This window comes from Desulfofundulus salinus (genome assembly GCF_003627965.1).
GTDB classification, from domain to species: Bacteria; Bacillota; Desulfotomaculia; order Desulfotomaculales; family Desulfovirgulaceae; genus Desulfofundulus; species Desulfofundulus salinus.
In genome coordinates, this window is the sequence record NZ_RBWE01000001.1 from 1958126 (window position 1) to 1971032 (window position 12907).

A 12907-nucleotide genomic window follows, 5' to 3' on the forward strand; every position below is an offset into this window, starting at 1 on the left:
AAAGAAGGTCAATGATCCTCCCGGGCAGGCGTATAATTTAAAGTAAACCCTGGCCCGCGAGGTGATCACCTTTGGTGAAAATCAGGCTCTGGCAAAACCACAGTCACCAGAACCGGGCTGTGGAAACTGAACGCCGAAACCTACCTGTTTTTTCACCGGGGGGACAACCGGATGAAGACCAGCGCCAGAAAAACGTCCGGGAAATCATGAAGGAACTGGACTCTTTAGTTGGTCTTGCCGGGGTAAAGAAACTGGTGGGCGAAATCCACGCCTTTGTGGAAATACAGCGCCGGCGGCAAAGGGAAAAGCTGGCCACCGAACCCCAGGTTTTGCACATGGTTTTTAAGGGCAATCCAGGGACGGGCAAAACCACCGTAGCCCGCATAATCGGCCGCCTCTTCAAAGAGGTGGGTGTTTTACCCAAAGGCCACCTGGTAGAAGTAGAAAGGGCTGACCTGGTGGGGGAATACATCGGTCACACGGCTCAAAAAACCAGGGAGCAGATTAAGAAGGCCCTGGGAGGCATTCTCTTTATCGATGAGGCCTATTCCCTGGCCCGGGGCGGTGAAAAGGATTTTGGACGGGAAGCCATTGATGCCCTGGTCAAAGGAATGGAGGACCACAAGGACAATCTGATTCTCATCCTGGCCGGTTACCGCCAGGAGATGGAATGGTTCATGGAAAGCAACCCCGGCCTGCGCTCCCGGTTTCCCATCCATATCACCTTTCCCGATTATTCCACCACAGAACTGCTGGCCATAGCCGACCTGATGCTTAAAAAGCGCCAGTACCATTTGTCCCCGGGAGCCCGGGACGAGCTGCGCCTCATCCTGGAGGAAACCCGGTCCCTTCACGTGCACAGCGGCAATGCCCGCCTGGTGCGCAATATCATTGAACGGGCCATACGCCAGCAGGCGGTACGTTTGGTACGCAAGGGGCAGGTCAGCCGGGAGGAATTAATGACCATCACCCGGGAAGATATGCTCCGGGCACAGGAAAACAACCCGGAACTTTGATGTTCCTTTGACACACACTGTCTTTGCAAAGGAGAGTTTTAAAAATTGCAAGTAACAGACTTAACCGCGTTAGCGGCCACGGTAGAAGATGAAGTAAAGCCTTATTACGAAAAAGTCGAGGCGGTGGCACGCCAAAACCATGCCCGGGTACTGGCCGCCTTTCACCACGCCCGGGTAAGCGATTACCATTTGAAGGGTTCCACCGGTTACGGTTACGGTGACCAGGGACGGGAAACCCTGGAAAAGGTTTACGCCCGGGCATTTCAAGCCGAGGCGGCCCTGGTGCGGGGACAAATTGTTAGCGGCACCCACGCCATTGCCCTGTGCTTATTTGGCGTTTTGCGTCCCGGAGACGAACTGCTGGCAGTAACAGGAGCACCTTATGACACCCTCCAGGAAATGATCGGCATGCGGGGCCATGCTCCGGGTTCTTTAAAGGAAATGGGTGTTACCTACCGGCAGGTGGATCTACTACCCGATGGCAGCCTGAACCTGGCTGAAATTGCCCGATCCCTGAACAAGCGCACCCGGATGGTAATGTTTCAACGTTCCCGGGGCTACAGTTTGCGCCCGTCTTTAAGCCTGGACGAGATGGGCCGGGCCATCGGATGGATTAAGAAAAAACACCCCCACGTGGTGGTCTTTGTGGACAACTGCTACGGTGAATTTGTAGAACCCCTGGAACCCCCGGCGGTGGGAGCGGACCTGGTGGCCGGATCGTTAATTAAAAACCCCGGTGGGGGCCTGGCTCCCAGCGGCGGTTACGTGGTGGGGAGACAGCCTTACGTGGAAATGGCTGCCAACCGCCTGACGGCACCGGGCCTGGGCAGCGAAGTGGGACCCAGCCCCGACTACCAGCGCCTGCTCTTCCAGGGGCTTTTCCTGGCTCCCCATGTGGTAGCCGAAGCTTTAAAAGGCGCTATCTTTGCCGCCCGCTTCTTTGAACGGCTGGGCTTTAAAGTACACCCCGCACCCAATGAAGAACGCACCGATATTGTCCAGGCTATTCTTTTGGGCTCACCCGAAAGGGTGCTCGCTTTCTGCCAGGGATTGCAGCAGTCTTCTCCCGTGGATTCCCATGTGCGGCCTCAACCGGTGGACATGCCCGGTTATGGTGATGCGGTGGTCATGGCTGCCGGCACCTTTGTGCAGGGTTCCTCCATCGAGTTGAGCGCCGACGCTCCCATGCGTGAACCCTACGCGGTATACATGCAGGGAGGGTTGTCCAAGGAATATGTCCAGCTGGCCGTGCTCGCGGCAGCCAGGGCAGTACTGGCGGTGGAACAGGGATGAACTTAAAACAACTGGAAGCCTTTTTATGGGTAGCGGAACTGCAGAGCTTTACCCGGGCGGCCAAGCATCTTTACATGAGCCAGCCGGCAGTAAGCTTTCAAATAAAGTCGCTGGAGGAAAGCCTGGGTGCCACCCTTTTTTACCGGGGCGATAAAAAGGTGGAACTTACCGAAGCCGGACGCCTCCTCTACCCCGAAGCCCGGCAAATACTGCGCCATTTTCAAAAAATCAAAGCCGGACTGGATGAATTGAAGGGGCTTAAAAGGGGACACCTTTGCCTGGGAGCCAGCACCATTCCCGGTGAATACCTGCTGCCCCTGTTGATCGGTCGTTTTCACCGGCATTACCCGGGAGTAGAGGTTACCCTGCGCATAGCCGGAAGCGGCCAGGTCATCCGCTGGGTGCGGGAGAGGGAAATCGATCTGGGAGTCACCGGCGCACCCGTCAAAGAGGAAGGGCTGGAATGTTTGCCCTGGCATCAGGACCGGCTGGTGCTTATTGTAGGACCGGAACACCCCTGGGTGGACCGGGAATCGGTGAGTCTGGATGAATTGCTGGCCCAACCCCTGATTCTGCGGGAGCCAGGTTCGGGTACGCGCCGTTCCCTGGAGGAAAAACTGGCCCAGGTGGGCCATTCCCTGGAAGAAGCGCGGGTGGTGATGGAACTGGGCAGTACCCGGGCCGTAATTACGGCCGTACAGGCTGGCCTGGGGGTCAGCCTGGTTTCCGCCCTGGCCGCCGCCGAACCCCTGGCCCTGGGAAAGGTGTGCCAGGTGGCCCTGCAGAATATGGACCTGACTCGCTACCTTTATTTGATCCATGCGCCGGAATGGCCGGGAAGTTTCGCCGCCGGAGCCTTCTGGGACTTTATCCGGCAGGAAGAACGGGCAGGTAAACAAAATGAACCCAACAAAAAGGCCCCTCCAACGGAGAGACCGGCTCCTTGAATTTATTGTGTTTTTTGTTCGGAAAAGGTGGTGCTCATGGGACGCATAGGGCTGACGGTGGAAATGGCGTGTTTATAAACCATCATTTGTTTACCGTCGCTTTCCAAAATGACGGTGAAATTGTCAAAGCCCCTGACCACTCCCTTTAACTGGAAACCGTTGACCAGAAAGATGGTCACGGGAACGTTTTCCTTGCGCACCTGATTTAAAAAGGCATCCTGCAAATTTATTTGTGGCTTGCTCATTGGAAGGTCCCTCCGTCGGTAGTTATTTTTTTCTAATTGCTCTTCGACGTATATAGCAATATTCCTTCTGCCCGCCTCGTAATTTCTCGGGTAACTTCCGTTAAAGTGGTATATTGCCCTACATTTATCCAGTTAATTCGCGGGTCCCGTTTGAACCAGGTAAACTGCCTTTTGGCAAAACGCCGGGTGTTCCTTTTGAGCAGATAAATCGCTTCATCCAGGGTGGACAGCCCCCGCAGGTAGGCGATAATTTCCTTGTATCCAAGACCCTGCATGGAGGTTAAGCGGGGGCTGTACCCCCGATCCAGAAGCCCCTGCACTTCTTCCACCAGACCCATCTCCATCATCTGATCCACCCGGGCCTCGATGCGCCGGTACAGCCGTTGCCGATCCATGGTCAGACCAAGGATAAGCAGATTATAAGGAGGCTTTTCCCCTTCCTCCCGCAAGGCGCTTGATATGGGGCGCCCCGTGAGGTGATAAACTTCCAGGGCCCGGATTACCCGTTTTAAGTTGTTGGGATGAACCCGGGCCGCCGTCTCCGGGTCCACCTCGACCAGTCGCTGGTAAATGGCTTGCGGCCCCTTTTCCTCTGCCTCCCTCATGAGCTGACGGCGAAAATCTTCATCTACGCCGGCACTGGTGAAATGGTAGGGTTCAATTACCGAGCGAACATAAAGCCCGGTACCCCCGACTAAAAGGGGTAACTTACCCCGCTCCCATATTTCACGGATGTGTTGCCGGGCCTGCGCCTGGTAAAGGGCCACGCTGTACGGCTCATCGGGCTCAATGATGTCAATCATATAGTGGGGAATGCCCCGCCGTTCTTCCATAGTTGGTTTGGCCGTTCCGATATCCATATAGCGGTAGACCAGCATGGAGTCGGCGGAAACAATCTCTCCCCCCAGCCTTAGGGCTACCTCTACCGAAACGGCGGTTTTACCCACGGCCGTAGGTCCAACCAGGACCAAAAGGGGTATCGGTGTTTCCATCAACCCGTTCCCCCCCTTTTTTCTATAATCCCGTAAGCCACGGGGGAGGATTTGCCGCCCTCCACCCGGGTAAAACCCAACCGGGCAAATTCACCGCTGTCGCGGGTTTCCTTCATCACCACCCTTCGCCTGGCCACCCTCAGAGCTTCCTGCACAGCCTGAACTGAAAGAGGGGCGGGATTAGCTACCAGGCGTACGGGGTTGATGGCCGCAGATTTTTGTAGGGGTTTGCGAAACATGGGATCAAAATAAACCACATCAAAGCTTTCTGTGGCCAGCTCTTTTAAATAGGATAAATGATTGGTGCAAACCACCTCAATGCGGGCCATGGCTTTAATTAATTCCAGAGGGGCGTGGTCGCGATAGGTTTTAAGACCGTGCTCCACAAGAACCGCGAGCACAGGGGACGACTCCACCCCTACCACCCGGCCCCGGCTACCCACCACAAAGGAAGCCACGGTGGCGTCCACCCCCAGGCCCAGGGTGCAGTCTAAAACCCAATCCCCCGGTTGTAAGGCCATAGCTTTAATCATCCAGTCAGTTTTTCCAGCTTTTATTTCGCTTATACGCAACTTGGCCATGCTTGGGTGCAGAAAAAGCTCTTCACCATTATAGAAATAGGAAACCCGGCGGGCCGAGACCACCAGCACACCGGAAACACCATATTTTTTAGCCAGGGCGGGAATGGACAGGCCGGCACGGGGTACAAGGGGCACCCCCAGCCGCGAACTGAACAGGGCAGCCAGTTCCAACTCCGGGGCACCGGCCCGGTGGCCCGTTGTGACCACGCACACGGCCGACAAGAACACCACCTCCGCTTTAGCAGCGTTTAAAGCGTTGAGCCAGTTCCTGGTGGGAAACATGGATAATGGTGGGCCTGCCGTGGGGACAGGTAAAGGGATTCCCGGCTGCCGCCAGTTGCTCCAAAAGGGACCTGGCCTCCGCCCCGGATAGTCCTTCCCCGGCCTTTATTGCCGCCCGGCAGGCAGCCTGGGCCGCCAGGTGATGCACCAGGTCCTCCCGGGATGGGGAGCGGCCGGGTTCATCCAGGTAACCAATTATGTCCCGCAAGTAGGATTCACCTTCTCCCAGGGGGAAATCCGGTGGTAGTCCCCGCACTACTACCGTATCCTGGCTGAAGAAATCCAGTACAAATCCCAGGGAAGCTAGGAATTCCCGGTGTGCTTCCAACAGGCGGGCTTCCCGGTGGGTGAGAAAGACATTCACCGGCAGCACAAGCATCTGGGAAGCTGCTCCCGGGCCGGCCAGCGCGGCCAGGTATTTTTCATAGAGTACCCGCTCGTGGGCGGCGTGCTGGTCAATGATATACAGGCCATCCGGTCCCGCAGCTAAAAGATAGGTGGGCATGAGCTGGCCCAGATACTCTACCGCAGGAAAGGAGGGCCCGGCATGGTCATACACCGGCGCCGCTTCGGCCACGTAACCCTCCCTGCCGGCCGGGGGAAGGCTGCGCAGCGGATGGTCTGGAAACAAAACCTGTTGCCTGCCGGCCTCCGGCGGAAAGAAACAGGGTACCCGTGGCAGGGGCTCCTCCCGCAAATCAGTCTCGTGCTCCCGCGGCACCGCTCCTGGAATGATCAGACGGTTGCCCATCAGGGCCTCCCGGACGGCGCGGGTAACGGTCTCCGATACTTCCCTTTCCCGGGCCAGCCGGACCTCCAGCTTGGCCGGGTGAACATTGACATCCAGCAGTTCCGGAGCGACGGAAAGGGAAATCACCGCCACCGGGTAACGGCCGGCCGGTAAAAGGGTGTGATAGGCCTCGCACACCGCCATAGCAACCAGGGGGCTGTACACGTAACGGCCGTTGATCAACACGGTGATCTGACGGCGGTTGCTGCGGTGCAGAGTGGGCCGCCCGGCATAGCCCCTTATCTGCAGCCAATCCCGGGAGCTGTCCTCTACTAAGAGCATTTCCCGGGCCAGTTCGGGACCATAGAAGGAAGTGATGACATCCAGCAGCTTACCGGTCCCCGGGGAGGCAAAAACCCGCCGCCGGTTATGGGTAAACCGTATGGCCACCTCCGGCCGGGCCAGGGCCAGGCGGAAAACATAGTCCCCCACCACACCCCCCTCGGTGCCGGGGGACTTCATATATTTTTTCCTGGCCGGGGTGTTATAGAAAAGGTTTTCCACAGTAACTATGGTACCCGGAGCCAGGGCAGCGGGGCCGCTATTGATCACCTTACCCCCTTCCACCTCCAAAAAAGTTCCCCGGTCGGCAGAAGCGGGGCGGGTCTTCAGGGTCATCTTGCTTACTGCGGCTATACTGGGCAGCGCCTCTCCCCGGAAGCCCAGGGTGGTAATACGGAAAAGATCCGCCGGTCCGCGGATTTTACTGGTAGCATGGCGCAAAAGGGCAAGCTGCGCGTCCTCCTCATCCATGCCACAGCCGTTGTCCCGGACCACAATGCGGGTCAGGCCCCCCTGTTCAATCTCCACCGAGATGGTCGTGGCCCCGGCATCCAGGGAATTCTCCACCAGTTCCTTGACCACCGAGGCCGGTCTTTCCACCACCTCACCGGCGGCAATCTGGTTGGCCGTGGTTTCATCCAGAATAACAATGTTCGGCAATTATTCCCCCACCTTTGGACCTTCGGAAACCCATTCCTGGTCCTTATCCCGGTCAAAGGCCAGGAAGGTATCGGTGGATTTATCCTGCAGGTAGACAAACTGGTACTGGGCAAGCCCCCTTGCCTGTTCATAGGCGTCGTAAGCCTCGGTTTGACAGGCACCACAGGCCGTAAAGGGTATGGACACGCAGAACACCCGGCTGGGGTGACCGTAACCATGATCGGCCCGGGAGTCGATGGTAATATAGCCGGGGCAGTTGGGACAACGGCGCACCCTTTCCAGCTGTTCCTCCTCAATGTAGTCGGTATCGTAGTAGATATGTTTGCGACGCTGGAAAAAAGTGCCGGCACCAAAAATCTTATCCAGGTCCACCCGGTCCCTATTTTCCCACACATTCCGGAGCTGTTCTACCACCCGTTGTACCCGGGCTACCCGTTCCGGGTTTTCCGGCATCGTCCCGGGCCATTCGGGCTCCCGCACGTAAGAATAGTCATGACCGGCCAGGGCCAGCAGGATGGCCAGGTTGACATAGGGCAGGGCCGTTTCAATGGCATAACCACCTTCCAGCACTGCCAGGTGGGGGTTAAGCTTGCGGGTGAACTCGGCGTAGCCCCTGGCCGTAAAACGCATGCTGCCCAGGGGATCGGTAAAATGGTTGTCCTGCCCCGCGGAGTTGACAATAAATTCCGGTTTAAAGTCTTCTAAGATCGGTAAAATCAAATTATCTACCACATAATGAAAGGTCTCGTCCCCCAGTCCCGGCGGCAGGGGAATATTAATGGTGCGGGCATAGGCCCCGGGGCCGCCCAGTTCATTGGGAAATCCCGTTCCGGGGTAAATGGTACGCCCGTCCTGGTGAAAGGAAATAAATAAAACATCGGGATCGTGATAGAAGATGTCCTGGGTACCGTCCCCATGATGTACGTCCGAGTCGACAATGGCAATGCGCTTAATACCATGGTGGCGGCGCAGGTATTCTACCAGAATGGCCTCATTATTAATATTACAAAAACCCCGGTTGCCGTGGACCACCCGCATGGCATGGTGCCCCGGGGGGCGCACCAGGGCAAAACCGTTTTTTAATTCTCCATGCACAATGGCATCGGCCAGCAGGGTGGCCGAACCGGCAGCAATAAGATGCGCCTCGGTAACCTGGCTTTGCACCCGGGGAACACAGAAGTGTACCCGGGCAATGTCGTGGATGGTGGCCAGGCGGGGGGCGTATTCCTCTATTTCGGGCAGATCCAGAACCCCTTCTTCAAAGATCTGATCCCGGGTGTATAAAAGACGTTCTTCCCGCTCCGGGTGAGTGGGCGAAATGGCCCAGTCAAAGGCCGGGAAGAATACCAGGCCGGTTTTTTTATTTCTCATCACTGGTCCCTCCCGCTCCCACGTGGTGCAAAATCCCCCGCCTGGTCTGTACGGTGACATCAATTAAGCGACCAACCGTCACCCAGTCCCGCACCATGTTGAAGACTTCCCGCCTGGTAACCTCCAGCCCTTCCACGCAGTCTTCCAGCCCGTGACGGGCGGCCCGCTTGCACAGCCATTCTTTGGCCAGTTCTAAAGCCTTTTCCTCATTGAAGGAACGTTCGGTGATCTTTCCCTGGTAGCCCTCCTCCTGGATGATATATATACCCTGCTCCGTGTCGGCCCTTAAGGTTACCTGCAGGGTAGGCCGGGCCACTGCCGCTCCGATGGCGTTGGCCACCGGAGCGTAGGGCGGGATCACCGGGTAACACCCCAAACGGGCAGCAATCTGGGAAACAAAACCGGCCGCCCCACCGCCTACACCCACCACGGTACCGGGGCGCACTTTCTTCTTCTGCAGCACTTCCCAAACCCGGTAAGCAGGCTCCTGCTCCCAGCGGGAAAACATGGCTTCAATTTCCCGGGTAATGGTTTCAATTACCCGGGTGGTCACCCGGCTGGCCACTTCAGCAACGGAAAGCCCTAAAGGTGCGCCCAGCATCTGCATGGCTTCCCGGGCCCGGTCGACATCTCCAAGCCTGGTTAACCCCAGCACCCTCAGGGCATCGGTGGGTGTGGGCATAGGCCCGCCCAGGCAGTAGGGGGCTCCCAGGCGCTCGGAATAAATGATAATGTCCTTCCCTACCCGTTCGACAACGCTGTCGCCTCCCACGGGCACCGATTTCACCGCCAGCGCCCGCACGTGAGTGAGCATGTCATCCACCCGGGCTCCCCGGGAGGCTAAAAGGGGCTGACCGCTCAAGATCAGGGCCAGGTCGGTGGTGGTACCACCGATATCCACCACCACCGCTGTTTCCCCCGGCGGCGTCAACGCCTGCACTCCCAAAGTACTGGCCGCCGGCCCGCTAAAAATGGTTTCCACGGGCACCTCCAGGGAACTTTCCAGGGGCAGGGTACCGCCGTCGGCCTTAAGAATAAAGATGGCACCCTTTATTCCCCGCTGCGCGATGGCCTCCTGGACGGAACGGACAAAGAACTGGTATTTTTCCCGGGTGGCACAGGTGAGATAAGCGGAAACCACCCGGCGGGGAAAGTTCAATTGCCCGGCCACCTGGTGACCCAGCTCCACATGCCAGTCGGGGTAGTTCCATCGTACGCGGGCAGCCACTTCCTTTTCATGGCGGTGGTTACGGCACGAAAATTTGCCCACTACAGCCACTTTATGATAACCCCTGGCAGCCAGTTCTGCAACCGCCTGGTCCACTTCGGTCAAACGCAGCGGAATAATCTCCCGCCCCCGGTAGTCAATGGCTCCCTGGATGATATATGTGTCGGTAGGGAAACGGTACAGGCTGGGGCTTAAGCCGGGCCCGGGCATGAGGATCAAGCCCACGGGATCGTATTTCTTTTCCGCAATCAAATTTGTGATCACGGTGGTGCTGAAGACCACCCGCTCCACCAGTTCCCCCTCTACTCCCTTCATAATCTCGTCCAGGGCTTCCAGAAGGGAGGATAACAGGTCCTCCCGGGTAGGCACCTTGGCCATGGCCCGGACCAGCCCCCGATCCAGGAGAACCGCATCAGTACAGGTGCCTCCTACATCTATGCCTATATACACGGGAAGGTTTCACCCCCTACCGAAATCTCTTTTCCAAGAAATGACCACTCTAACTACCGTGGCCAACTGCCCGCCTTATACCCTGTTTTAAGCTTCGCTGCCAGGCGGCAAGGGTATTCAGGGCCTCCAGGGGGGTCATTTGCCACAGATCCAGTTTCACCAGTTCATCCAGGATAGGATGTTTGGGAACCGTAGTTTTCTCTTCCCTGTGTGCCGGCAGGTCCCTTGGCGCCGGGTTTACAACTCCCCCGTCCCGGCGGTACTCCAGTTCGCGGAGTATTTCTTCGGCCCTTTGCAGGATTTCCCCGGGCAAGCCCGCCAAACGGGCCACCTGGATGCCGTAGCTACGGTCTGCCCGCCCGGGACGCACCCGGCGCAGGAAAACCACGTCTTCTCCCCTTTCCTCCACGGCAACGGTAAAGTTTTTGACCCCGGGCAAGACATCCAGTTCAGTCAATTCGTGATAATGGGTGGAAAAGAGGGTTCGGGCACCGATGCGGCGCACGATGTATTCCACCAGTGCCCGGGCAATACTGATGCCGTCGTAGGTGCTGGTACCCCGTCCCACCTCATCCATAATGATCAAGCTCCGGGGCGTGGCCGCACTGACAATTACCTGGCACTCGCTCATCTCCACCATAAAGGTGCTTTGCCCCGCGGCCAGGTCATCGCTGGCCCCCACCCGGGTAAAAATGCGGTCCACAATACCTATTTCCCCGGAGGAAGCGGGAATAAAGCTACCCACCTGGGCCATTAATACCAGCAGGGCCACCTGGCGCATATAGGTGCTCTTGCCAGCCATATTGGGTCCGGTGAGCAGAATCAGGCGGGTATCGCCCCCCAGATCCACGTCGTTGGGCACAAATTCCCCCGGCTCCAGCACCTGCTCCACTACCGGGTGACGCCCTTCCCGGATGGTAATGCGGGAACCATCGTTTACCTCGGGACGGACATAATTTCCCCTCACCGCTGCCTCGGCCAGGGAAAGAAGGGCATCGGTACGGGCTACCGCCCCCGCTGCCTGTTGAATGCGCCTCACCTGCGCAGCCACTTTTTCCCTTATTTCGGTAAATAAACGGTATTCCAGCTGAACAAGCCTTTCTTCCGCTCCCAGGATTTGTTCTTCCAGTTCCTTTAACTCCGGGGTGATAAAACGCTCCGCCCCGGCCAGGGTCTGCTTGCGTATGTAGTCGGCGGGCACAAGATCAAGGTTGGGGCGGGTTACTTCCAGGTAATAACCAAACACCTTATTAAATCCTACCTTCAGGGAGCGGATACCGGTACGCTCCTTTTCCCGGGCTTCCAGCTGGGCCAGCCAGTTTTTACCCTCCCGGCTGGCCTGGCGCAGGCGGTCCACCTCGGGATGATATCCCTCCCGGATGATACCTCCTTCCCTGGATCCGGCAGGAGGATCGTCGTCAATAGCTTCATCTAAAAGCTGGACCACATCTTCCAGGCAGTCCAGATCCCCGGCAATCTCCTGCCAGAGGAGAGCTTTTCTATTGCATAGCACTTTTTTTACCTGCGGCAAAACGGCCAGGGAGTTTTTCAAAGCAAGCAAATCCCGGGGGCCGGCGGTGCCGTAGACTACCCGGGAGGATAACCTCTCCAAATCGTAGATGGTCTTTAAAAGGTGCTGCAGTTCCTGGCGGGCAAGACTATCATTGACCAGTTCCTCCACCGCATCCTGACGGGCACGAATGGCCTGCACATCCAGCAGGGGGCGCTCCAGCCAGGACTTCAACAAACGCCCGCCCATAGCCGTTACCGTGTGATCCAGCACCCAGAGAAGGGTACCCCAGCGGGAGCCATCCCTTATCGAACTGGTTAACTCCAGATTGCGCCGGGTGACCCCGTCCAGGTGCATGTACTGACCCGCACTGTATATTTCTACCCGGTTGATCTGGGTCAGTTCCCGCTTCTGGGTGGCCTTAAGGTAATCCAATAGTCCCCCGGCACAAAGGGTGGCCAGGGGCAGGCCGCTTAAACCGGTGCGGGTCCAACCCGTTCCCAGCTGTTCATGTAAGCTCCGGACCGCCTCCCCCCGTTCGAAGGCGGCGGGGCTCCAGAAGGAAGCCACCACTTTAGGCAGCCGGGTTTTGATGCCGCCGGCCAGCTCCCGGTAAAGGGGTATATCGGGCAGGAGAACCTCGGCCGGTTCCAGGCGGGTTAGTTCATCCAGCAGGGCATCCCGGCCGTCTATCTGAGTAACCATGAACAGGCCCGTGGTTATGTCCACCACGGCCAGACCGTAAGTATTGCCTTTTTCAACTACGGCCGCCAGGAAATTATGTTTCCTTTCCTCCAGGCAGTCCATGATCGTGCCGGGTGTAACCACCCGGGTCACTTCCCGCCGCACGATCCCCCTGGCATCGGCCGGGTCCTCGACCTGGTCGCAAATAGCCACCTTGTAACCCCGTTCAATTAAACGGGCAATATAGGTGTCTGCCGCATGATAGGGCACCCCGCACATGGGCACCCGGCCGGCTGCCCCGGCGTCCCTTCCGGTAAGGGTAATTTCCAGTTCCCGCGAGGCAACCAGGGCATCATCAAAAAACATTTCGTAAAAATCCCCGAGACGAAAAAATAGTATAGCGTCTTGATAATTCTGTTTAATCTGCAAATACTGCTTCATCATGGGGGTATAGGACACCAATAATCCCCTCCTGGGCACCATTATAACACAAAGAACTGCCAGGCAAAAGGAAAACCCGGTCCCAATGGCCAAGCTGGAAGCCCTAATGAAAATAAGTTTGCGCCCGGGCCCCAA

Annotated in this window: 10 protein-coding genes; 3 read left to right on the forward strand and 7 right to left on the reverse strand. The window is 57.4% G+C overall.

The genetic code is table 11. The features are described from left to right. Window positions 1-71 precede the first annotated feature (71 nt). Genes spoVK through D7024_RS10075 form a run of 3 tightly spaced genes read left to right on the forward strand, consistent with a single transcriptional unit; the run spans window position 72 to window position 3256 of the window. On the forward strand, window positions 72-1016 hold the full coding sequence (spoVK, locus tag D7024_RS10065) for a stage V sporulation protein K (protein WP_121451683.1): 945 nt from the start codon (window positions 72-74) through the stop codon (window positions 1014-1016). Between the two features lie 45 nt (window positions 1017-1061). Further along, window positions 1062-2309, forward strand: a complete 1248-nt coding sequence (locus D7024_RS10070) for a methionine gamma-lyase family protein (protein ID WP_121451684.1) — start codon at window positions 1062-1064, stop codon at window positions 2307-2309. Further along, the gene (locus D7024_RS10075) at window positions 2306-3256 is read left to right on the forward strand and encodes a selenium metabolism-associated LysR family transcriptional regulator (protein WP_121451685.1); all 951 of its coding nucleotides are present in this window, start codon (window positions 2306-2308) and stop codon (window positions 3254-3256) included. Before D7024_RS10070 ends, D7024_RS10075 begins: the two co-directional genes overlap by 4 nt. A gap of 2 nt (window positions 3257-3258) precedes the next feature. Here the strand turns inward: D7024_RS10075 and hfq are convergent, their stop codons facing one another. The 7 genes from hfq to mutS are packed head-to-tail and all read right to left on the reverse strand — an operon-like array spanning window position 3259 to window position 12775. Continuing rightward, a complete protein-coding gene (gene hfq / locus D7024_RS10080) occupies window positions 3259-3501 on the reverse strand; it encodes an RNA chaperone Hfq (RefSeq protein ID WP_121451686.1) in 243 nt (80 codons plus the stop codon). A 32-nt stretch (window positions 3502-3533) separates the two neighbouring features. Further along, on the reverse strand, window positions 3534-4493 hold the full coding sequence (gene miaA / locus D7024_RS10085) for a tRNA (adenosine(37)-N6)-dimethylallyltransferase MiaA (RefSeq protein ID WP_121452538.1): 960 nt from the start codon (window positions 4491-4493) through the stop codon (window positions 3534-3536). After that, window positions 4493-5356 (reverse strand): class I SAM-dependent methyltransferase, encoded by an 864-nt coding sequence (locus D7024_RS10090; RefSeq protein WP_243113755.1) that lies wholly within the window; start codon window positions 5354-5356, stop codon window positions 4493-4495. Before D7024_RS10090 ends, miaA begins: the two co-directional genes overlap by 1 nt. Continuing rightward, the gene (mutL, locus tag D7024_RS10095; RefSeq protein ID WP_121451688.1) at window positions 5313-7088 is read right to left on the reverse strand and encodes a DNA mismatch repair endonuclease MutL; all 1776 of its coding nucleotides are present in this window, start codon (window positions 7086-7088) and stop codon (window positions 5313-5315) included. The genes D7024_RS10090 and mutL overlap by 44 nt, the downstream gene beginning before the upstream one ends. Beyond that, the gene (locus D7024_RS10100) at window positions 7089-8459 is read right to left on the reverse strand and encodes a histone deacetylase family protein (RefSeq protein ID WP_121451689.1); all 1371 of its coding nucleotides are present in this window, start codon (window positions 8457-8459) and stop codon (window positions 7089-7091) included. Then, complete coding sequence (locus D7024_RS10105; RefSeq protein ID WP_121451690.1) at window positions 8449-10137, reverse strand: hydantoinase/oxoprolinase family protein; 1689 nt, start codon at window positions 10135-10137, stop codon at window positions 8449-8451. Before D7024_RS10105 ends, D7024_RS10100 begins: the two co-directional genes overlap by 11 nt. A 49-nt stretch (window positions 10138-10186) precedes the next feature. After that, entirely contained in the window at window positions 10187-12775 is a 2589-nt protein-coding gene (mutS, locus tag D7024_RS10110) for a DNA mismatch repair protein MutS (protein ID WP_165859414.1), read from the reverse strand. Window positions 12776-12907: the final 132 nt, after the last annotated feature.

Coding starts and splice junctions, on each gene's coding strand:
- D7024_RS10075 (WP_121451685.1), top strand. CDS start 2,306: ATGAACTTAAAACAACTGGAAGCCTTTTTATGGGTAGCGGAACTGCAG.
- hfq (WP_121451686.1), bottom strand. CDS start 3,501: ATGAGCAAGCCACAAATAAATTTGCAGGATGCCTTTTTAAATCAGGTG.
- miaA (WP_121452538.1), bottom strand. CDS start 4,493: ATGGAAACACCGATACCCCTTTTGGTCCTGGTTGGACCTACGGCCGTG.
- D7024_RS10090 (WP_243113755.1), bottom strand. CDS start 5,356: ATGTTTCCCACCAGGAACTGGCTCAACGCTTTAAACGCTGCTAAAGCG.
- D7024_RS10100 (WP_121451689.1), bottom strand. CDS start 8,459: ATGAGAAATAAAAAAACCGGCCTGGTATTCTTCCCGGCCTTTGACTGG.
- mutS (WP_165859414.1), bottom strand. CDS start 12,775: ATGATGAAGCAGTATTTGCAGATTAAACAGAATTATCAAGACGCTATA.